Genomic DNA, 19,126 nt, shown 5'->3' on the forward strand with positions numbered 1-19,126 from the left:
GAGCAGACCGGCCGCTTTCGTCCCGGCTCCAAGGCGCTTTCCCGTGGACGTGCCCTGGAGTCGGCGCTTCGAGCACGCGGGTGCGGGCGTGGCCATCGAGGCGCGCGGCCGGTCCGCGGCCTCCTCCGCCCGGGTGAGGTTGCCGCGGCCGTCGACCGCACCTTCGCGGCCGCTCGGATGCCGGTGGAGCACGCGCGGAACATAACCGCCGCCCCGCCCCGCTCGGCGCGTCCACCGTGGCCGGGTGTTCGACGGGAGACCGCCGCCGCGGCCCGGAACCGCTGCGAGTCCGTTGCGCCGCGGTCGAATACCGCTGACCGGTACCCCCGCCGACATCGATGTCAGGCAGCCGGATTCTTGTCCTCCTTGTCTTCCTGACGGTGTCCGCGGCCGCGGCGGAAGCTTCCTGGCAACGTTGTCAGCCGCACGGCGCCCCACCCCGCCAGGTCCCGGCCGCCGCTTGGAGAACGGAGTCCGCATGGCGGAGGAGAACGAGGGGACGGCCGTGTCCCGACGGCACGTCCTGGCCGCCGGTACCGGGCTGCTGGCCGGGTTCGGCCTCGCGGCCGTCCTGCCCGGGGTCGCCGAGGCCGCGCCCGAGAGCCGCCGGAGCGACCTCGCCCTGTTCCGGCCGGTCCAGGTCTCCTCGACCGACTACGCCGCCACCCCGGCCGAGTTCGCCGTCGACGGCCTCGCCCAGGTCGGCGTCCGCGGCTCCGGTTGGCGGGCCGCCGCCGGCGACGGCCAGTGGATCGTCGTCGACCTGCAGGCCGCGTGCGCCATCGAGTCGGTGGTCCTCACCTTCGAGGCCCGGTCCGGCGACCCCGCCTTCGACGCCGGCGCCTCCCGGTCCCGGACCAGCGGTTTCGAGATCCAGTCCAGCTACGCCACGGCGTTCGACCTGGACGTCTCCGGCGACGGCAAGGCCTGGCGCACCGTGTACCACACCGACGCCGGTACCGGCGGTGTCGTCACGATCCCGGTGGCCGTCACCGCGCGCTGGGTCCGGTTCTCCGCGAGCCGCCGCTCGACGGGCAACCCCCTGGGCCTCAACGGCTTCCAGGTCTTCGGTACCAGCCGCGAGGCCCGGCCCGCCGTCCGCGGCTGGACGAGCTTCCCGGTGCGCCCGGACGACGACCCGCCGGCACTGGCCGTCGCGGCCGACGGCACCGTCCCGCTCGAGTCCGGCTGGGTGCTCACCATGGACGACTGGGCGCCGGCCGGCGACGGCAAGGCGTTCTCGGGCTCCGCGGTGGACACCCGGGGGTGGCTCCCGGCGACCGTGCCCGGCACCGTGCTGGCCTCGCTCGTCGAGCAGGGGCAGCTGCCCGACCCGGTGTCCGGGATGAACAACCTGCACGTCCCGGAAGCGCTTTCCCGGCACGCGTGGTGGTACCGCCGCCGCTTCGCCCTGCCGCGCGGCCTGGACACCTCGCCCGGGCGGCACGTCTGGCTGGAGTTCGACGGCGTCAACCACGAAGCCGAGATCTGGCTCAACGGCGCCGCGATCGCCACCCAGAGTCACCCGTTCGGCCGCGGTGTCCACGACGTCACCGCCGCGCTCCGGCGCACCGGCGAGCAGGTCCTCGCCGTGAAGATCACGCCGGTGCCGCGGCCCGGCAGCCCCGGCGACAAGGGTGCGAACGGCAGTTCCTGGGTCGACGCGGGCGGCACGATGTTCGACAACTCGCCGACCTACCTCGCCGTCTCCGGCTGGGACTGGATGCCGGCGGTGCGCGACCGCGCGGCCGGCCTCTGGGACCACGTGCGGCTGCGCTCGACCGGCGCCGCCGTGCTCGGCGACGTCCGCGTCGACACGAAGGTGCCCGACGGCAGGACCGCGGCGGTGACGCTCACCGTCCCCGTGCGCAACGCCGCCGCGACCGCTCAGCGCGTCAAGGTCAGCGCCGCCTTCGGGCCGGTGAACGTGACCAGCACGGTCACCGTCCCGGCCGGGCAGACCACCGACGTCGTGTTCCCCGAGCAGCGCATCCAGAACGCGGAACTGTGGTGGCCCAACGGTTACGGCGACCCGAAGCTCCACGACTTGACGTTGACCGCCGCGATCGGCGCGACGACGAGCGACCGCCGGACCGTCCGGATCGGCCTGCGCGAGATCGGCTACCAGTACGACCAGCCCGTCGTCATCTCCGACAGCCGGGCCACCCAGACCGTCGACCTCGCCCCGCAGAACGCCCGGTTCGTCCGGATGCAGGGGCTGCGACGGGCCACCAGCTGGGGATTCTCGCTCTGGACGATGTCCGTGCTGAACGGCTCGGGGCCCGACCTGGCCCAGGGCAAACCGGCGTCGTCGCAGTCGGTGGCCGACGGCAACCCGCCCGAGCGCGCCTTCGACGGCGACCCGAACACGCGCTGGACGTCCGCATACAGCGATGACCAGTGGCTGCAGGTGGACCTCGGCGCTCCGACGGCGTTCGACCGCGTCGTGCTGACCTGGGAAACCGCTTACGCGGCGACCTTCAAGATCCAGGTGTCGCAGGACGGGGACACGTGGACCGACGTCGCGTCGGTCGACAACAGCCCGAAGCCGTTGACGTTCCTCGTCAACGGCGTGAAGATCTTCGCCCGCGGCAGCTGGGGCTGGGACGAGCTGCTGCGGCGGATGCCCGCCGAGCGGGCCGACGCCGTCGTCGGGATGCACCGCGACATGAACTTCACGCTGATCCGCAACTGGGTCGGGTCCTCGTACCGCCGGGAACTGTTCGACGCCTGCGACAAGTACGGGATCCTGCTGTGGAACGAGTTCTGGGACGGCTGGTCGACCGATCCGGCCAACCACGACATCTTCCTGGCGCAGGCGAAGGACACGGTGCTGCGCTACCGCCACCACGCGTGCGCGACCGTGTGGTTCGGCTGCAACGAGGGCACTCCGCCGTCGGTCATCGACAACGCGCTGCGCGAGATCGTCCACACGAACACCGACCTGCTCTACCAGGGCAACTCGGCCGGCGGCGTGATCACCGGCGACGGGCCCTACTTCTGGCAGGACCCGAAGCGGTACTTCACCGGGGAGGCGACCGGCGGGAAGTACGGCTTCTGGAGCGAAATCGGGCTGCCCACGGTGCCGGTCGTGGAGAGCATGCGCAACCTGGTCGGCCCGGACGACCCGGGCTGGCCGATCGGCGCGCCGTGGTTCCTGCACGACTGGTCCACGAACGGCAACCAGTCACCGCAGAGCTACCTCGCGGCGATCGACGCGCGGCTGGCGCCGTCGACGAGCCTGGCCGAGTTCTGCCGCAAGGCGCAGTTCGTCAACTACGAAAGCATGCGCGCGATCTTCGAGGCGTGGAACGCGAAACTGTGGGCCGACGCCACCGGCGTGCTGCTGTGGATGTCGCACCCGGCCTGGCACAGCACGGTGTGGCAGACCTACGACTACGACCTCGACGTCAACGGCAGCTACTACGGTGCGCGCAAGGGCTGCGAGGCCCGGCACGTCCAGGCCGACCTCACGACGTGGCAGGTGCGGGTGGTCAACCACACGCCGGGCGCGCTGACCGGCGTCACCGCCACCGCCCGGCTGTACGGCCTCGACGGCACGGCGCTCGGCCCGGCCCAGCAGCAGAAGCTCGACGTGGCGCCGGTTTCCGCCGCGGCCGCGTTCACGGTCCCGTTCGCCGACGACCAGCCGGACCTGCACCTGCTCCGGCTGACCCTGACCGACGGCCGCGGCACGGTCCTTTCGGAGAACACGTACTGGCGCTACCGGACGGACGCGGCGATGCACGCGCTGAACCAGCTCCCCGGCGCGCGCCTGACGACGTCCCTGCGCCCCGACGGCGACGCCTACACCGCGACGATCCGCAACGACGGGCGCACGGTCGCGGCGATGATCCGGCTGTCCCTGCGCGAACGCAACGGCACCGACCGCGTGCTGCCGACGCGCTACGGCGACAACTACTTCTGGCTGCTGCCGGGGGAGAGCCGCACGATCCGCGTCGAGCCGCGGCGGCGGGTGCCGAACGCGAAGCTGCTGGTGGAGGCGTACAACGTGGCCGCGAAGCTGATCTAGGCGCGGTTTTGTCGGACCTCGCCGCTACGCTCGCGGGGACCGCGAGCGAGGAGTTCCGGTGCGTGGCTGTGGGTCGCGATCCGGAGCGAGTGGAGGGGTGCCGCGTGCTCCCCTCACCGTCCGCCGACGACCAGCCCGGAGCCGATCCGGGTCTCGGTTCTCCTCGCTCGCGGTCCCGAGCGGGGGAGGGGCGGGTGAGCGAAGAGCTGTACCGGACGGTGCTGGCCAGGGCGGCCTACCAGGACGCGTTCTTCGCGTGGCCGCGGCCGGCGCGGGAGCGGTACGTCGCGTTGCTGTGGGAGGCGGACCCGGAGTGGGCGCCGGGCTTCCTGCGCTGGCTCCGGACCGCAACGCCGATGCGCTACCCGGCGTTGGTGGGAGCGGCGGCGTTCGTGGCGGGGCGCCTGGAGCGCGGCGAACACGGGCTGTCGCGGCAGGTGATCGCCTCGGTGTTGTGCCGCGCGGACGACCCGGGGCACCTGCTGGCGTACTGGGCGGCGGCGTACGGAGGACTGCCCAAGCCGCTGAAGCGCGCAGTGGCCGACGCGGTGACACGCCTGTACGACGAGCCGGCGCTGCTGGCCTACGACGACGGCGGCCACCACTTCGAGCTGGGCTTCACCCGCGGCGACCTGCCCCGGCACGGCGGGATCGGCACACCCCGGCCCCTGCGGTTCGGCGAGGTGATCAGGCTGGTGCACCCCCGCGCTCGCGACCGGGCGCAGGGGGACCTGTTCCGGTACGCACTGGCCCGGCGGCACGGGAGGGTCCGGGCGATTCCGCGAACGTTGCCGTTGCTGCGGAGCTGGGCCGGTGGCCGCACTTCGGAACGCCCGGGAACCTCCGGTGACCAAGTGGCAGGCGGCGAGTTCAGCGCGGCCGGTGTGGCTCCGGCGGAGGATTCCGGTGGGCAGGGCTCGAGCGGCGAGCTCGGTGCGGCAAGGGCGGCCACGGTGCGCCGGGACGGGGTAGCGGCGCCGCAGCGAGGAGCGGTGGCTGACGCGCCAGGCCTGGCCGAGGAACCTGGAATTGGTCCAGTGCGCCGGAGACCGGTCACCGAAGAGGCGGGGCAAGCTGAGCCGACTTTCCCGACTGACTACGAATCGCTCGCTGGGCCGCTCCACCTCGTCGCGAGGCTGCGAACCGGCCACTCACCACCCGGCCGACAGCTTGCCCAGCTCCGTCGCGCGGGCACCGGCGAGCAAGCCGCCACCCTTCTTGCCGCCCTGCCCCTCGTCGATCTCCTGGCCGAACCCGGCGGTCTCGCCCGCCTGGAACCCCTGCTCCCGCACCTGCCCCTCTCCGCGCTGCTCGCGCACCTGCGCCGGTTCGACGCCGCCGGCATCGGGTTCGAAACCGCCATGGCCATGGCCGCGCGGATCGGTGATCCCGCCGAAGTGCGGGCGTCCGGGCTGGGGGCCGCTGCCGTTCGCCGCGGCCTGGGGCGGGGTCGACAGCCGGCGGTGGGAAGCCGCCCTCGCGGCCGGCGCGCGGCACAGTCTCGGCGCCGTTCCGCGGCTGCGCGGGCGGACCCTCGTCGTCGTCGAACCGCGCAGCGACACCCGGATCGTCTTCGGCATCGCCCTCGCGCAGCGGTGCGAGCACGCCGACGTCGTCCTCCTCGGCGGCGGACGGTTCCCGCTGGAACCCGGCGAGTCCCCGCTGCACGCCCTGATCCGGTGGCACGCCACGGACCTTTCCGCCGCGCCGCCCGCCGACGGCGGGCACGACCGGGTCGTCCTCGTCACCGAGGAGCTCCACCAGGAACCCGACGTGCCCGCCACCGTCCCGCTCTACGTCTGGGAGACCCAGCGGCACAGCTCGTACGAAGACAAGCCGGACTTCGCCGTCGGTTCGCGGCGCGGGTTCTTCCGCGGGCTCGGCGACACCTCCTTCCGGATCATCCCCTGGTGGGAGGAATTCGTCGCCGGCGACCAACTCCGCTGCTGAATTCGTCCGCCTCGACGAACTAAGCTGACGGTGTCGCGCCTAGTTTCGGGAGGTGCTCGTATCCGTGAACCTGCGCCCGCACGCCGGCCTCGGCCGGGTCCTCGACGACCTGGGCGGCACGCTCCTGGACCTGGTGCTCGGGGACGGCGACCGCCCGGGCGGCATCGGCGGCGTCGCCATCCACGACCCCCTCGACGAGCCGGCGCTGCCGCAGAACGCCCTGGTGCTCGGCGTCGGCCTCGCCGAGCCGGACGAGGTGGTGCAGCAGCTGCGGAACCTCGCCCGCCACGACGCGGCCGGGCTCGTGGTGCGCGCCCCGGTCACGGTGACCCCGGCGATCACCGCCGCCGTCGAGGAGACCGGCGTCGCCCTGCTGAGCCTGGCGCGGGGTGCGTCGTGGGCCCAGCTCGCCGCGATGCTGCGGTCGCTGCTGGCCGAAGGCGACGTCGGCGACGCCCAGCCGGAGACCCTGGCCGGGCTGCCCTCGGGTGACCTGTTCGCCGTGGCGAACGCGATCGCCGCGCTGATCGACGCGCCCATCACCATCGAGGACCGCCGGTCGCGCGTGCTGGCGTTCTCCGGACGGCAGGACGAAGCCGACCCTTCGCGCGTCGAAACCATCCTGGGCCGGCAGGTGCCCGAGCGGTTCGCCCGGATGCTCGCCGACCGCGGGGTGTTCCGCGAGCTCTACCGCAGCGACCAGCCGGTCTACGTCGACCGGCCGCCGGAGAGCCCCGAGGGCTTCATGGTGCCCCGCGTCGCCGTCGCGGTCCGGGCGGGGGACGAAATCCTCGGCTCCATCTGGGCCGCCGTGGGCGGTCCGCTCACCCCCGACCGGACGCAGGCCCTCCGGGACGCGGCCCGCCTCGTGGCGTTGCACCTGCTGCGCGTCCGGGCCGGCGCCGACGTCGAACGGCGGTTGCGGGCGGACCTGCTGAGCACGGCGCTCGAAGGCGGGGCCGCGGCGCGCGAGGCCCTGAGCCGGCTCGGGCTGGCCGACCAGCCGGTCGTCGTGCTGGCGCTGGCGGTGCTCGAGACGGGCGCGCCCGACGCCGAGCTCGCCGCCGACCGGCAGCGCCTCAGCGACGGGCTGGCGATGCACCTGAGCGCGGTGCACCCCCGCTGCGCCGCGGCGCTCGTCGGCGACACGGCGTACGGGCTGGTGCCGGTCACCCGCGACACCGGCGCCGAGCAGCGGGCCCTGCGGATCGCCACGGACTTCCTGGACCGGGTCGGCGACCGCGTCCGGGCGGTGGTCGGCATCGGGCCGGTGGCGCGCAGCGCGGCCGAGCTGCCGGAAGCCCGCGGCAGCGCGGACCGGGCGTTGCGCGTGCTGCGTTCGGCCGGCGGGGCCGGCCGCCGGGTCGCGCTGCTGGCCGACGTGCACGTCGAGTCACTGCTGCTGGAGCTGCAGGACCTGGTCGCCGTGCGCGGCGACCGCCCGACGGGCCCGGTCGCCCGCCTGCTCGACTACGACACCCAGCACCACGCCCACCTCGTCGAGACGCTGCGGGCCTGGCTGGACGCCTTCGGCGACGTCATCGCAGCCTCCGCGGCGGTCCACGTGCACCCGAACACCTTCCGCTACCGCCTCCGCCGCCTCGCCGAAGTCGGCGGTTTCGACATGACGGACCCGGAGGCGAGGTTCGCGGCGATGCTCCAGCTCCGCGTGGTCGCCCCACCCGCCACCTGACACCGCGGAACGGGGCACCACCCGTGTCCGGAAGGGACACACGCGTGATGGGAAGGGCATCAGCCCGATGTCCCTTCAATCACGAGTGTTGTCCCTTCAATCACGCGAGATGGCTCTTCAATCACGAGTGATGTCCCGCCAATCACATGAGATGCCCGTCCGATCACGCGAGATGCCCCGGCGGGCACGCTTGATGGCTGCGGAAAATGCGTTGGCCGGTGGGGTGGGGGTCGCTAACCTTCCCCGGAACCTGTCCGCCGCGTCGAACGAAGGGAGCCGGCCGTGCGTCACCGCATCGCTGCCGCTTCCCGCTCGCGGTCCGAGGTGATCCTGGTGTCTTCGCGTCCTCGGTGCCAGCCGCGCGGCTCGCACCGGGTTCCGTGACGCGTTCCTGACGACCCGTCGCGGGGAATCGCGCCGTCCCGATCACTTCGTCCACAAAGGACACGGCTGTGCGCAACCGACCCCTGACCACCGTCCGCAACCTGGGCATCCTCGCCCACGTCGACGCGGGCAAGACCACCGTCACCGAACGGATCCTCCACCGCACCGGCACCACCCACAAGACCGGCGAGGTCCACGACGGCACCACCGTCACCGACTTCGACCCGCAGGAACGCGACCGCGGCATCACCATCTTCGCCGCGGCCGTCACCTGCACGTGGGCCGGCCACCGCCTCACCCTCATCGACACGCCCGGCCACGTCGACTTCACCGCCGAGGTCGAGCGGTCGCTGCGGGTGCTCGATGGCGCCGTAGCCGTGTTCGACGCCGTCGCCGGGGTCGAGCCGCAGAGCGAAACCGTGTGGCGGCAGGCGGACCGGCACGGCGTGCCGCGGATCGCGTTCGTCAACAAGCTCGACCGGGCGGGTGCCGACCTCGACACCGCCGTCGCCTCGATCCGGGCGCGGCTGCACCCCGCGCCGCTGGTCGTGCAGCTGCCGATCGGGGGCGAGGACGGCTTCACCGGCGTCGTCGACCTGGTGCGCTTGCCGGCGGACGCCTCGGCGGAGGCGCGGCGACGCCGTCGCGTGCTGGAGGAGGCCGTCGCCGAGCTGCACCCGGTGGCGCTCGACGAGTTCTGCGCCACCGGCACGATCTCGGCGGAGACACTCGAAAAGGCGTTGCGGGAGCTGACCCTGAGCGGCGAGGGACTCGTGGTGCGGCGCGGCCTACCGCGACCGCGGGATCGAGCCGCTGCTCGACGCCATCGTCGCGTACCTGCCGTCGCCGGCCGACGTCCCGCCGGTGCGGCCCGACCGGCCCGCCGACCCGGCCGCGCCGCTGGCCGCGCTGGTCTTCAAGGTCGTCTCGGCGCCCACGGGCCGCCTGACGTACCTGCGGCTGTACTCGGGCACGCTGCGGAAGGGGGACCAGGTTTCGGATGCGGGACGCACCGAACGCGTCGCGCGCGTGCTACGCGTGCAGGCCGACCGGCATTCCGAAGTGGACAGTGCGGTGGCCGGTGACATCGTCGCGGTGGTCGGGCCGAAGGCGGCGCGCGTTGGCGCGACGCTGTGCGCGCCCGGCGCCCCGGTGCTGCTGGAACCGCCGGTGACGGCGGACCCGGTGGTCTCGGTGGCCGTCGAACCCCGGCGCGCGGGCGACGGCGAGCGGCTGACGACGGCCTTGGCGCGGCTGGCCGAGGAGGACCCGTCGCTGGTCGTGCGGGTCGATGCGGAGACCGGGCAGACGCTGCTGTCCGGCCTGGGCGAGCTGCACCTGGAGGTGGCGGTCGAGAAACTGCGGCGGGAGCGCGGTCTCGAGGTCGCGGTGGGCCGTCCGTCGGTGGCGCACCGCGAGACGGTGGTCACCGGCGTGACGGGGCTGGTCTACCGGCACGTCAAACAGGACGGCGGGGCGGGCCAGTTCGCCCACGTGGTCCTGGATGTCGCCCCGGCCGCCGAGGGTTTCGAGTTCGCCTCGGCCGTCGTCGGCGGCCGGTTGCCGCGGGAGTACGTCCGCGCGGTCGAGGCCGGCTGCCGGGACGCGCTGGCCGAGGGACCGCTGGGCGGGCACCCGGTGACGGGCCTGCGCGTGACGCTGACCGACGGGGCGACGCACCCGAAGGACTCGTCGGACCTGGCGTTCCGCACGGCGGGCCGCCTCGGGCTGCGGGAAGCGCTGCGCTCGTCGGCGCTGCGGCTGCTCGAACCGGTGGCGGAGGTGGCGGTGACGGTCCCGGCGGACGCGGTCGGCAGCGTGCTCGGCGACCTCGCCGCCCGCCGCGGCCGGGTGGCGGGCTCGGCGATCCGGTCCGGCACGGCGGTGGTGACGGCCACGGTCCCGGTGGCGGAGCTGTTCGGCTACGCCGACCGGCTCCGGAGCCGGACCCAGGGGCGGGGCACGTTCACCGCGCGCCCGGCGGGTTTCGCACCGGCGCCGTGAGGTGAGGACGGCGGGCCGGGACGGATCTCGGTCCGGCCCGGCCCGCTGCGCGGTCGTGGGGGTAAGGCGGGTTGACACCCGCCTTACCCCCACGAAGGCTGCGCTGACGGCGGCCGTCGGGAGCGGGCCGCCGGGGTGGGCGCCGGAGGGGCCGCCCGGGGTGGGCCGCTGGTGGTTGCTGCCGGTGTGGGCCGCTGGGGGACGGGCCGCCGGAGTGGGCCGCCGAGGGCAGGCCGTTGGTGATTGCCGCGGGAGTAGGCCGCCGGGGGGTGGCCGCCGGGGGTGGGCTGCTGGTGATTGCTGCTAATGATTGCTGCTGGTGTGGGCCGCCGGGGGACGGGCCGCCGGTGATTGCGGCGGGAGGGCCGCCGAGGGCTGGCCGCAGGGGATTGTCGCCGGAGCGGGCCGCGGGGAGCGGACCGCCGGGGATCGCGATGGCCCGGCCTGCGGATCGCACACAGCAACCCTGAGCCGTGCTGCTCCCCGCCGGGCTCGCCCTCAGCCGCGGAGTAGGGACGCCACTCCGGCCAACAGCCGGTCGACGTCCTCCTCCGTGGTGTACGGCGCGATTCCCGCCCGGACCGCGCCCGTGTCGCCCAGCCCGAGGTGCCGCGAACACTCGATCGCGTAGAAACTCCCCGCCGGTGCGTTGACCCCCGCCGCGCCGAGGTGCTCGTACACCGCCTGGGAAGGCACTCCCTCCACCGAGAACAGCATCGTCGGCGTCCGGCGCCGCTCGGGTGCTCCGTACCGCGTCACTCCCGGCAGCGACGCCAGGCCGGTGTCCAGCCGGGACAGCAGCGCGGCCTCGTGCGCCTCCAGTGCCGCCATCGACGCGAGCAGGCGCGTCCGGCGGGAGCCCGTGGCCGGCACGAGCCCGGCCAGGAAGTCGATTGCCGCGGTCGTGCCTGCGAGCAGCTCGTACGGCAGCGTGCCCAGCTCGAACCGCTCCGGGACCGCGTTCGTCGAGGGCAGCAGCTTGTCCGGGTGCAGCGTCTCGAGCAACGCCGGCGCCGCCGCGACCACGCCGAGGTGCGGCCCGAGGAACTTGTACGGCGAGCACGCGTAGAAGTCCGCCCCGAGCGCGGTGACGTCGACCGCCGCGTGGGGGGTCAGGTGGACGCCGTCGACGTACAGGAGGGCGCCGGCGGCGTGGACCTCCGCCGCGATCGCCGGGATGTCCGGGCGGGTGCCGAGCAGGTTCGACGCCGCCGTCACCGCGACCAGCCGCGTCCGCTCCGAGAGCAGGCCGCCGAACGGCGGCAGTTCGCCGGTGGCCGGGTCGAAGTCCGCCCAGCGCACGGTGGCGCCCGCCGCGGCCGCGGCCTGGACCCACGGCCGGATGTTGGCGTCGTGGTCGAGCCGGGTCACCACGACTTCGTCGCCCGGGCCCCACTTCTGGGCCAGTGTGCGGGAGAAGTCGTAGGTCAGCTGCGTCATGCTGCGGCCGAAGACGACGCCCGCCGGGTCGGCGGCGAGCAGGTCGGCGACGGCTTGGCGCGCTTCGGCGACGACCGCGCTCGCCCGGCGTTCGGCCGCCGTGACGAGGCCGCGGTTGGCGATCGCCGCGCACAGCGTGCCGGCCACCGCTTCGCCGACGACGTCGGGGACCTGCGAGCCGCCCGGTCCGTCGAAGTGGGCTGCGCCGCCGTCGAGAGCGGGGAAGTGCGCGCGGATCTTCTGCACGTCGTAAACCACCGGGCCAGGATGCCTCACCGCCGCCGCAGCGGAGCGGCCGCGGTGACCGGCAGCTGCGGCGGCGCCGCCACCGGCCGCCGGACCGGCGCGGGCGGCCGCAGGTGCCGGCGCAGCCGCTGCGTCGGCTTTTCGACGTAGGTCCAGGACAGCCGGCCGGCGACGTAGGCGGCCGGCACGGCCAGCAGGATCAGCAGCCACACTTGCCGCACGCCGGCGAGGATGAACAGCTGCTGGATCGGGAAACCCCAGATGTAGGTGCCGTAGCTGCCGTGGACGTGCGGGGCGGCGGCCTCCAGCCGCCGCGGCCAGTGCATCGCCAGCGTGATGGCTCCGTACGCCGCGCTGAGCGCCAGCGCGTACCGGCTCGCCGGCGTCTGGCTCAGCCCCAGGTACGCGCCGAACAGCACCAGCGCCACCCACGGTTCGAGCGGGATCCGGTCGCGGTAGGCGTGCAGCACCACCCCGAGCACGAACGGCACGAGGAACGACACCGTCGAGCCGATCGGCACGACCAGCAGCGACCCGCCCGCGCCGTGGTATTCGAACGTCGCCCGCAGCACGCTGTCGGTGTAGACCATGCCGCCGAGGACGAGCAGCAGGAACCAGCGCGGCACGCCGATCAGCACGACCACCCCGGCCACCAGGACCAGCCCGTAGCCGAGCAGTTCCATCGGCAGCGTCCAGATCGCGCCGTTCACCGAGAACGGGTAGGGGTTGCCGGTGAACACCCCGGGCAGCTGGTGCTGCAGGAAGAACAGCACGGTCGTGCCGACCAGGTAGCGCCAGGTCTGGATGTGCGTCCAGTAGTCGTGCGCCGGCCACGTCGTCACCAGCGGGCCGAGCACGAACACCGTCACCAGCACCACCACGACCAGCGGCGGCATGATCCGCAGCAGCCGCCGCGCGGCGAACCGCCACCACGACGGGTCCCGCGCCCAGCTGTCCTGGATCTGGTAGCCGCTCATCGCGAAGAAGCCCATCAGCGCGATGTAGCCGGGAGACATGTGCCAGGACGCGGGGAAGATCGTCAGCCGCTGCGGGTGCAGCAGGGGCATGCTGTGGTCGACGATCACCGTGATCGCGCCGATCATCCTCAGCCACGCGAAGCCGGTGTTGGGATTGGCGTGAAGTGTTGACAAGCTCGGCACGGAACCGGATGCTAGCCCATCCGGTCGTGCTCATTGGCCCGAACAGCCGTAAAACTCAGCGTCCGCGGTTGCGGGGGTGCTCGCGTGCCCGGCGTTCGTTGCCGTGCTTGTAGTTGCCGGTGACGCGGGCCATCAGCAGCTGCTGGTCGTCGCCCCGCGCGACCGCGGCCAGGAACCGCGCGGCGGCCGTCCCGCGCAGCGTGCCGGCCGGACGGCCGTGGTGGGTGATCGTCACGGTGCCGCGCTCGTCGCGGTAGGCGAAGCCCTCCGGAGTCCCCATGCGCTCAGGGTGGCACGGGCGGCAACCGGTTTTCCCGGGGTCGCTTCGGGGGTTTCCCGGATGGGCACCGGCCGGGGACCCGACAGAATGCCAGGGGTGCGGCGGAGGGGGCCCGGGGTGCGGGACAGGCTGGGGAACAGGCTGGGGAACTGGTACGTGCTGCTCGGGGCGCAGCTGCTCGTGCTGGTGGCGGTGCTCGTGTCGTACAACGGCGGCCGGTGGCGCTTCCCGGCCTACCGCGTCGACCTCGACGTCTACCGGCTCGGCTCGACGGCGCTGCTGCACGGCCAGGCGCTGTACGGGACGCTGCCGCCCACCGGCGACGGCCAGCTCCTGCTGTTCACGTACCCGCCCTTCGCGGCGATCGTGCTGGCCCCGCTCGCCCTGCTGCCGTACTGGGCCGCCTGTCTCGCGCTCACCCTGCTCACCCTCGGGGTGCTCGCCGTGGTGATCGTGACGGTGCTGCGCGCCCTCGGCGCGCGGTGCGACTGGCGACGGGTGGCAGTCCTGCTGCTCGCCGCCGAGGTGCTGGAGCCGGTGCTGCGCACGCTCTACGCGGGCCAGATCGACCTGCTGCTGCTGGCCTTGGTCGTGCTCGACGTCCTGGTGGACACTCCACGGTGGCCGCGTGGCCTGCTGATCGGCCTCGCCGCCGCGGTGAAGCTGACCCCGGCGGTGTTCCTGCTGTGCCTCCTGCTCCGCCGGGACGGCCGGGCCGCGGTGACCGCCGTCGTGACGTTCCTGGCCGCGACGACGCTGGGTTTCCTGCTCGCCGGCGCGGACTCGGTGCGGTACTGGACGGGCGCGCTCTGGGACACCGGCCGCGTCGGCGAGCCGACCTACGCCGGCGACCAGTCGCTGCTCGGGCTGCTGGCTCGGGCCGGGGTGCCGCCGGAGACGCGGACGGCGTGGTGGCTGCCGCTGGTGGCGGCGGTGCTCGTGCTGACGGCGTGGGGCGTGCGGCGGGCGCTGGCCGCGGGGGAGACCACGATCGCGCTCGGCCTGAACGCGGTCGGCGGGCTGCTCGTGTCACCGATTTCCTGGACCCACCACTGGGTCTGGGCCGTGGTGGTCCTGCTCGGCTGGGCGGAACTGGCTCGCCGTACGCGGCGACGGGGGCACGCGGCGCTCGCCGGTGTGGGTGTGGTGCTCTTCGTCGCGGGGCCGCAGTGGTGGTGGCCGCGCGGCGGCGATGCGGAACGGCAGTGGAACTTCCTCCAGCAGCTCACCGGCAACGGCTATGTCCTCTTCGGACTCGCGGTGCTGGTCGCGGCCGTGCTGGTGCGGTTCCCGGGTGACGACGGCTTCGTCAGCGACGCCGAGCCGGCCCGAGCCGGAGCCAGCCCGCGCCCAGGATGAGCATCGCCGTGCCGAGCGCGAGGTCGAGGCAGATGCCCGCGGTGTTCAGCGGCAGCACGTCGGTGACCGCGCGCGGCAGCGGGAGCAGCCCGACGAGCCCGACCACGGCGTAGCAGACGCCGGCCACGAGGAGGAACCGCGCCGCCCAGCGCGACGAGCGCGTGCAGAACACCGCGGCCGCGCCGGTCAGCAGGTGCACGAGGGTCCACAGCCCGGACACGGCCAGCACGCCGAACAGCACGGTCCGGCCGCCACCGGTCGCGGACCCGGCCATCAGCTCCAGCGCGGCGAGGACGAGGAACAGCAGGCCGATCAGCATGCCCATGCCCTGCACGGGGGCTGGACCCCGCCGGGGCGCCCGGGTCTCGGGTTCGGTGGCCGTCATGCCTTCGGAGTTCCCCGCCGGCGCCCTTTTAATGCACCGCATCCGGGGTATCCGGCCACGATTCGCCACCACCGAGCAGGAGCGAGCCGATGACCGAGTACCGCCACACCGCGACCGCCGACATCCCCGCCGACGAGCTGTTCGCGTTCCTCAGCCACCCCGAGAACCTGCCGCGGTACTTCCCGGAGATGAAGGTCGCCGAGCCGCAGGGCGGCGACACCGTTCACGTCGAGGCCGAGGTGCACGGTCACCGCGTCGCGAGCGAGGCGTGGCTGCACACCGACCCGGGCACCCGGTCCCTGAAGTGGGGCGCCGAAGGTCCCGACGACTACCACGGCGAACTGCGCATCCGCGAAGACGGCCCGGCGACCTCGGAAATCACCGTCACGCTGCACAGCGTCCGCGAGGCCGACGGCGGCGAGGTCCAGCAGGGCCTCGAACGCACGATCGCCGCGATGACCCACGCCGCGTCCGCCGACGCCGACGTCGAGGCGGCCGAAAGCCAGGGCGGCTGGACCTCCTACGACGACAAGAGGGACTCCTCGAGCTGAGGCGGGAACGGCCCGTAGGCGTTGCCGCGGGCACCGCGGGCGCGCACCGCGGGCACGGCGAACAGGTACTTCAGCAGCTTCGGGGGCGCGGTGCCCCGGCCGCGGGCCCGGGCCGCGGCCGCCCGCCGCTCGACCCGTACCTGGTCGGCCTGCACCCGCTCGATCGCGCGGAGGCGGTCGGCCTGGACGCCCGCGAGGTCCTCGGGTGTCACGCCGCCGCGGCGGAAGGCGGGGATCAGCCGGTTCGCCGCGGCGACGGCGTCCTGGACCGCCATCAGGATGCCGTTGCCGCCGACCGGGGAGATGACGTGCGCGGCGTCGCCGAGCAGCAGCAGCCCCGGCCGGTGCCAGCGGTCCACGCGCGAGATGTCCACCGACAGCAGCGTGGTCTGCGAGAAGTCCGTGAGCAGGTGGGCCCGGTCGGCCAGCCACGGCACACGCTCGCGCACGAACGCCCGGATCGGCTCGACCCCGCGTTCGCGCAGGTCCGGGTACGAGCCCTTCTCGATGCTGTAGCCGACCTGCCAGTCGCGGACGCCGCCGAGGACGCCGACGTAGGCGTCCCGCCCGAAGTAGAGGTCGAGGTCGGCGTCCGGCGGGTCACCGGGGGAGCGCGGCAGGCGGAACCAGAGCAGGTCGGTGGTCGCGCCGAGCGACCGGGCTTCGAGCCCGGCCAGGCGGCGCACCGTGGAGAACCGGCCGTCGGCGCCGACGACGACGGACGCGGCCAGTTCGCCGCCGCGGTGGCGGACGCCGGTCACCGTGCCGTCGTCGGCCTCGAGCAGGCCGGTGACCTTGGCGTTGGTCCGCAGCGTGAACGACGGCAGGGCGCTCGCCCGCTCGGCGAGGAAGTCGAGGAACCGCACCTGGGGCATCAGGGCGACGTAGCCGAACGGCGTGCGGAGGCGGTCGTAGTCGGCGGCGCGGTAGACGCCGTCCGGGGTGTGGAAGCGGAACGAGCGGGCCTTGAAGTGGTCGAGTTCGAGCAGGTCGCGGGCCAGGCCGAGCCGGTCGAGCAGTTCGAGGGTGTAGGGGTGCAACGAGTCGCCGCGGAAGTCGCGGTCGAAGTCCGACCGCGACTCGAGCACGGTGACCTCGATGCCGCCGCGGGCGAGCAGGTAGCCGAGCAGCAGGCCGCCGGGGCCGCCGCCCGCGATCGCGACGCTCACGGGGTGTCCGCTGCCGACAGGCGGAACACCGCCATGCCCGGCAGGTGCTCGAGGATCTGCCCGGCACCGGCGTCCTGGGGGACCGGGAACGCCCGGATCGCCCACGGCACCGACATCGCGGTCAGGTAGGCGGCGACCACCGCGGCCGCCTCGTCGCCGCCGACCTCGTCGGCGCGGCGGTCCTCGCGGCGGCCGCCGGACAGCAGCGCGCACTGCGGCGTGGCCAGGAGGTTCTCCACCCAGTCGCGGTCGCGGACGGGGGAGACGAGGTAGTGCCCGCCGTCGCGGGCGACGACGGCCAGGGGCACGCGTCGCGGCTCGCCGGAGCGACGGCCCCGGGTCTCGACCACCCGCAGGGCGTACCCGCCTTCGGGTGGCGACTCGGCGGGGGCATCGATCAGCTTCGCGGTCATTTCGGCGTTCATCGCTCGGACGTCCACGGATTCCACCGTAGCAAAACTAGCTAGATTGTCTAGCTACCTTAGAATGGCCGGGTGGAAGACCGTCCCGTCGCGCTGCGGGTGAACCTCGCCCTGCGGGAGCTGCTCGCCCTCGCCCACGACGTCCAGATCGCCCTGGCCCGGCGGCTCGGGCTCGGGGCGACCGACGTCCAGGCGCTGCAGCACCTGGCCGCCGGCGTGCCGATGGGGACCGTCGACCTCGCCCACGCGCTCAAGATCCGCTCCGCGTCGGCCACGGTGCTGGTCGACCGCCTGGCGGCGGCCGGCCACGTCCGCCGTGATCCGCACCCCCGCGACGGACGGCGGGTCACCCTCGTCGTGAGCGAGGCGGCCCGCGCCGAGGTCCGGGCGGCGCTGGCCCCGCTCGTCGACGCCATCACCCGGTTGACGGACGGCCTGCCGCCGGGACAGGCGGAAGTGGTGGCGCAGTTCCTCGCGGACGCCACGGAAGTCATCCGCGCCTACGCTGCGGAGCCGCCGGGAGCGGGTTAGCGTTCCGCGCATGCGAGACGAGCCCGCGCTGTGGCTGTTCGCCGACCAGCTCGGGCCCCACTTCCACGGCACGGCCGAGCACCGCGGCCGTGAGGTGCTGCTGATCGCCTCGGCGGCGGCCTTCGCCGCGAAACCCTTCCACCGGCAGAAGCTGCACCTGGTCCGGGCGGCGCTGTACCGGCTCGCGGCCGACCTCGGCGACCGCGTCACCTTGATCGACGCCCCCGACTACCGCACCGGCCTGCGCCGATTCGGGCGGCCGGTCGTGGTGCACGAGCCGACGTCGCACGCGGCCGACGCCTTCGTCCGGCGGCTGCGCGAAGAAGGCGTCGTCACGGAAATCCTGCCGACACCCGGGTTCGTGCTGTCCAAAGCGGACTTCTCCGCGTGGGCGGCCGGGCGCACCCGGTTCGTCATGGCGGACTTCTACCGCGACCAGCGCCGGAAGTTCGGCGTGCTGCTCGAACCCGACGGCGAGCCCGAGGGCGGGCAGTGGAACTACGACCACGACAACCGGCAGCCACCGCCGAAGACCACCCGGCTCGGCGTCCCACCACCGTGGCACCCGCGGGAAAACGAGCTCGACGAGCGGGTCCGCGCCGAACTCGACGCGGCCGAGCGCGCCGGGAAGATCCATCCGGTCGGCGTGGACGGGCCACGGCAGTTCGCCGTCGGGCACGACGAAGCGAACCGGGCGCTGCGCCGGTTCCTCGACCACCGGCTGCCCGCGTTCGGCCCGCACCAGGACGCGATGCTCACCCACGACTGGGCGATGGCGCACGCGCTCCTGTCCGTCCCGTTGAACCTCGGCCTCCTCGACCCGCGCGACGTCGTGCGGCGGGCCGAAGAGCGGTACCGGGCCGGTGGCGCGCCGCTGAACAGCGTCGAGGGATTCATCCGGCAGGTGCTCGGCTGGCGCGAATGGGTGTGGCACCTGTACTGGCACCAGGGACCGGACTACCTGCGGCGCAACGCCCTGCACGCCCGCCGTCCGCTGCCGGCGTGGTGGCGTTCGCTGGACGCCGACGCGGTCGAGGCCGCGTGCCTGCGCACCGCGCTCGCCGGGGTCCGCGACCGCGGCTACGCCCACCACATCCAACGGCTCATGGTGCTCGGCAACCACGCGCTCCAGCGCGGGTACGACCCGGCCGCACTCACCCGCTGGTTCGCCACGGCGTTCGTCGACGGGTTCCCCTGGGTGATGCCCGCCAACGTCATCGGCATGAGCCAGTACGCCGACGGCGGGGTCGTCGCGACCAAGCCGTACGCCGCCGGGGGCGCGTACATCAACGGGATGAGCGACCACTGCGGCGGCTGTGTCTACGACCCGAAGCAGCGGACGGAGCGCCGGGCGTGCCCGTTCACCGCGGGGTACTGGGCCTTCCTGGACCGCAACGCGCAGCGGCTGCGCGGCAACCACCGGATGCGCCAGCCCCTCCGCGGCCTCGAACGGCTCGCCGACCGCGCCGAAGTCGTGGCCCGGGAAGCGGAGCGCGAACACTTCTGATCGTATAACGAC

General features: G+C 73.7%; 14 protein-coding genes and 1 pseudogene. 8 read left to right on the plus strand and 7 right to left on the minus strand.

Annotated elements, in window-relative coordinates; all coding sequences use genetic code 11:
• Window positions 1-478 precede the first annotated feature (478 nt).
• Window positions 479-4,033: a discoidin domain-containing protein gene (locus tag ACLJOU_RS09945; RefSeq protein ID WP_410565463.1), complete on the plus strand. Its 3,555-nt coding sequence runs from the start codon at window positions 479-481 to the stop codon at window positions 4,031-4,033.
• A gap of 1,151 nt (window positions 4,034-5,184) precedes the next feature.
• On the opposite strand, the gene ACLJOU_RS09950 is transcribed toward ACLJOU_RS09945, so the two are convergent.
• On the minus strand, window positions 5,185-5,352 hold the full coding sequence (locus tag ACLJOU_RS09950; RefSeq protein ID WP_410565466.1) for a hypothetical protein: 168 nt from the start codon (window positions 5,350-5,352) through the stop codon (window positions 5,185-5,187).
• Window positions 5,353-5,416: 64 nt separating this feature from the next.
• Between ACLJOU_RS09950 and ACLJOU_RS09955 the strand changes: the two genes are divergently transcribed.
• From ACLJOU_RS09955 to fusA, 3 genes and pseudogenes are all read left to right on the plus strand, one after another.
• On the plus strand, window positions 5,417-5,983 hold the full coding sequence (locus tag ACLJOU_RS09955) for a hypothetical protein (RefSeq protein WP_410565469.1): 567 nt from the start codon (window positions 5,417-5,419) through the stop codon (window positions 5,981-5,983).
• Between the two features lie 52 nt (window positions 5,984-6,035).
• Window positions 6,036-7,676 carry a PucR family transcriptional regulator gene (locus ACLJOU_RS09960; RefSeq protein WP_410565472.1) on the plus strand — a complete coding sequence of 547 codons (1,641 nt, stop codon included), beginning with the start codon at window positions 6,036-6,038 and terminating at the stop codon, window positions 7,674-7,676.
• Between the two features lie 452 nt (window positions 7,677-8,128).
• Window positions 8,129-10,064 (plus strand): annotated as a pseudogene (gene fusA, locus ACLJOU_RS09965) (elongation factor G).
• A gap of 498 nt (window positions 10,065-10,562) precedes the next feature.
• Here the strand turns inward: fusA and ACLJOU_RS09970 are convergent.
• From ACLJOU_RS09970 to ACLJOU_RS09980, 3 genes are all read right to left on the minus strand, one after another.
• Window positions 10,563-11,762: a cysteine desulfurase-like protein gene (locus tag ACLJOU_RS09970; RefSeq protein ID WP_410565475.1), complete on the minus strand. Its 1,200-nt coding sequence runs from the start codon at window positions 11,760-11,762 to the stop codon at window positions 10,563-10,565.
• Between the two features lie 14 nt (window positions 11,763-11,776).
• Window positions 11,777-12,901 carry an acyltransferase family protein gene (locus ACLJOU_RS09975; protein WP_410565478.1) on the minus strand — a complete coding sequence of 375 codons (1,125 nt, stop codon included), beginning with the start codon at window positions 12,899-12,901 and terminating at the stop codon, window positions 11,777-11,779.
• Between the two features lie 64 nt (window positions 12,902-12,965).
• Window positions 12,966-13,190, minus strand: a complete 225-nt coding sequence (locus ACLJOU_RS09980; RefSeq protein ID WP_410565481.1) for a hypothetical protein — start codon at window positions 13,188-13,190, stop codon at window positions 12,966-12,968.
• A 117-nt stretch (window positions 13,191-13,307) separates the two neighbouring features.
• On the opposite strand from ACLJOU_RS09980, the gene ACLJOU_RS09985 reads away from it, so the two are divergent.
• Window positions 13,308-14,549 carry a glycosyltransferase 87 family protein gene (locus ACLJOU_RS09985; RefSeq protein WP_410565484.1) on the plus strand — a complete coding sequence of 414 codons (1,242 nt, stop codon included), beginning with the start codon at window positions 13,308-13,310 and terminating at the stop codon, window positions 14,547-14,549.
• Here ACLJOU_RS09985 and ACLJOU_RS09990 read toward each other — a convergent pair.
• A complete protein-coding gene (locus ACLJOU_RS09990; RefSeq protein ID WP_410565487.1) occupies window positions 14,500-14,934 on the minus strand; it encodes a DUF4383 domain-containing protein in 435 nt (144 codons plus the stop codon). The two genes, ACLJOU_RS09985 and ACLJOU_RS09990, sit on opposite strands and share 50 nt — an antisense overlap.
• 89 nt (window positions 14,935-15,023) lie before the next feature.
• Here ACLJOU_RS09990 and ACLJOU_RS09995 point away from each other — a divergent pair, with 89 nt between their 5' ends.
• Window positions 15,024-15,485 (plus strand): SRPBCC family protein, encoded by a 462-nt coding sequence (locus ACLJOU_RS09995; RefSeq protein WP_410565490.1) that lies wholly within the window; start codon window positions 15,024-15,026, stop codon window positions 15,483-15,485.
• On the opposite strand, the gene ACLJOU_RS10000 is transcribed toward ACLJOU_RS09995, so the two are convergent.
• Together ACLJOU_RS10000 and ACLJOU_RS10005 are read right to left on the minus strand one after the other, a co-directional pair.
• Window positions 15,455-16,654 carry an FAD-dependent oxidoreductase gene (locus ACLJOU_RS10000; RefSeq protein ID WP_410565493.1) on the minus strand — a complete coding sequence of 400 codons (1,200 nt, stop codon included), beginning with the start codon at window positions 16,652-16,654 and terminating at the stop codon, window positions 15,455-15,457. The two genes, ACLJOU_RS09995 and ACLJOU_RS10000, sit on opposite strands and share 31 nt — an antisense overlap.
• Window positions 16,651-17,094, minus strand: coding sequence for a nitroreductase family deazaflavin-dependent oxidoreductase (locus tag ACLJOU_RS10005; protein WP_410565496.1), 444 nt, complete (start codon window positions 17,092-17,094; stop codon window positions 16,651-16,653). The genes ACLJOU_RS10000 and ACLJOU_RS10005 overlap by 4 nt, the downstream gene beginning before the upstream one ends.
• Before the next feature lie 54 nt (window positions 17,095-17,148).
• Here ACLJOU_RS10005 and ACLJOU_RS10010 point away from each other — a divergent pair, with 54 nt between their 5' ends.
• Window positions 17,149-17,607 carry a MarR family winged helix-turn-helix transcriptional regulator gene (locus ACLJOU_RS10010; protein WP_410565499.1) on the plus strand — a complete coding sequence of 153 codons (459 nt, stop codon included), beginning with the start codon at window positions 17,149-17,151 and terminating at the stop codon, window positions 17,605-17,607.
• Between the two features lie 10 nt (window positions 17,608-17,617).
• Window positions 17,618-19,114, plus strand: a complete 1,497-nt coding sequence (locus ACLJOU_RS10015) for a cryptochrome/photolyase family protein (RefSeq protein WP_410565502.1) — start codon at window positions 17,618-17,620, stop codon at window positions 19,112-19,114.
• Window positions 19,115-19,126 lie beyond the last annotated feature (12 nt).

The sequence above is a fragment of the Amycolatopsis sp. cmx-4-61 genome (assembly GCF_046548775.1).
In the GTDB taxonomy this organism is placed as follows: Bacteria; Actinomycetota; Actinomycetes; order Mycobacteriales; family Pseudonocardiaceae; genus Amycolatopsis.

Excerpts from the sequence above, each read along its gene's own strand:
- ACLJOU_RS10015 (WP_410565502.1), top strand. The coding sequence starts at position 17,618 with ATGCGAGACGAGCCCGCGCTGTGGCTGTTCGCCGACCAGCTCGGGCCC.
- ACLJOU_RS09990 (WP_410565487.1), bottom strand. The coding sequence starts at position 14,934 with ATGACGGCCACCGAACCCGAGACCCGGGCGCCCCGGCGGGGTCCAGCC.
- ACLJOU_RS09980 (WP_410565481.1), bottom strand. The coding sequence starts at position 13,190 with ATGGGGACTCCGGAGGGCTTCGCCTACCGCGACGAGCGCGGCACCGTG.
- ACLJOU_RS09995 (WP_410565490.1), top strand. The coding sequence starts at position 15,024 with ATGACCGAGTACCGCCACACCGCGACCGCCGACATCCCCGCCGACGAG.
- ACLJOU_RS09945 (WP_410565463.1), top strand. The coding sequence starts at position 479 with ATGGCGGAGGAGAACGAGGGGACGGCCGTGTCCCGACGGCACGTCCTG.